This window comes from Leucobacter soli, from assembly GCF_042659205.1.
GTDB classification, from domain to species: domain Bacteria; phylum Actinomycetota; class Actinomycetes; order Actinomycetales; family Microbacteriaceae; genus Leucobacter; species Leucobacter soli.
The window spans coordinates 1-1,355 of record NZ_JBHSRW010000371.1 but is presented as its reverse complement, the minus strand read 5'-3'; the positions used below and the strand labels follow the sequence as shown (position 1 = coordinate 1,355).

The window sequence follows — 1,355 nt, the reverse complement described above, 5'->3', positions numbered from 1 at the left end:
CGGGCCTCCCTGCCGGCCGCCGGCGCCGTCGCGTGCACCGTCCTTCCGAGCGTCGCACCGCCCGACGCGACCTCGGCCACCGTGCCCCACTGCTGGCACTCGCCGCAGCGGCCGACCCACTTCACGGTCTGCCATCCGCACTCTGCGCATGCATAGCCGCCGCGGGTCTTCGCCGTCGTGCTCCGAGAGGTCTTCGCCATGCTGCGACACTACCTCCGGCCTCCGACATTGTCGTATCGACCTTCGCGGCGAACGCCGCGCGCGTGCCGCACGGGCAGGTGGCGCACGGCGAACCGCGGGAGTGCACCGGTAAAGTTGCTTCCTGACCCGTGCCGCACGCCGCCGGCACGCGGCGCCGACGACGAGGAGCACCGATGGCCGCGAGCTTCTTCGCCCTGCTCGACGACATCGCCGTGCTCGCCAAGGCCGCGGCGGCATCGATCGACGACGTCGTCGCCGGCGCTGCGAAGGCCTCGGCCAAGTCCGCCGGGGTGGTGATCGACGACGCCGCCGTGACGCCGCAGTACGTGCAGGGCATCAGCCCGAATCGTGAGCTTCCGGTCGTGCGCCGCATCACGCGCGGCTCGCTCATCAACAAGTCGCTGATCATCGTCGCGATCATGCTGCTCAGCCTGTGGGCGCCGTGGGTGTTCCCCTGGCTGCTGCTCGTCGGCGGCACCTATCTCGCATACGAGGGCGCCGAGAAGGTCTGGCACTGGATCCACGCGCGGCGCGGCCACGAGACGACGGTCGAGGAGGTCGTCGAGCGCACCGAGACCGACGAGAAGCAGATCGTCGCCAGCGCGGTGCGCACCGATCTCGTCCTCTCGGTGGAGATCATGCTGATCTCGCTGAGCAACATCGACGCCGACTCCTGGGTCATGCGGCTGGCCATCCTCATCGCGGTGGCGATCCTGATGACGGTGCTCGTCTACGGCTCCGTGGCGGTGCTCGTGAAGATGGACGACGTCGGCCTCTGGCTGCGCCGACGCCGCCCCCGTTGGCTGAAGGTCGTCGGCACCTGGCTGGTGCGGGCGATGCCGTGGGTGTTCCGCGCGCTGACCGTGGTCGGCGTGGTCGCCATGCTGTGGGTCGGCGGCCACATCCTCGTGGTGAATCTCGCCGAGGTGGGCGTGCACGCGCCGTACGACCTCGTGCACGCGGCGACGGCCGCCGCCGGGACCCAGCCGGTGGTGACCTGGATCGTCGAGAACGGCCTCTCCGCCGCCTTCGGGCTGGTCTGGGGCGCGATCGTCGTCCTGCTGCTCGGGGTTATCGCACGGCTGCGGCATCGCTCGCGCATGGGCGGGCGCGCCGAGGGCTGAGCAGGGCGCGGCGGCACCCGGTCGAGCGGA

Annotated in this window: 1 protein-coding gene and 1 pseudogene; one reads left to right on the top strand and one right to left on the bottom strand. The window is 71.0% G+C overall.

The window, feature by feature from the left end:
* Positions 1-200: pseudogene (locus ACFPZL_RS13250) on the bottom strand (DNA repair protein RadA); the annotation flags it as partial.
* Positions 201-374: 174 nt separating this feature from the next.
* Here ACFPZL_RS13250 and ACFPZL_RS13245 point away from each other — a divergent pair.
* Positions 375-1,325, top strand: a complete 951-nt coding sequence (locus ACFPZL_RS13245) for a DUF808 domain-containing protein (RefSeq protein ID WP_218114297.1) — start codon at positions 375-377, stop codon at positions 1,323-1,325.
* Positions 1,326-1,355: the final 30 nt, after the last annotated feature.

What these genes read in the sequence shown, in the direction of transcription:
- ACFPZL_RS13245 (WP_218114297.1), top strand. Translation starts at nt 375, where the DNA reads ATGGCCGCGAGCTTCTTCGCCCTGCTCGACGACATCGCCGTGCTCGCC.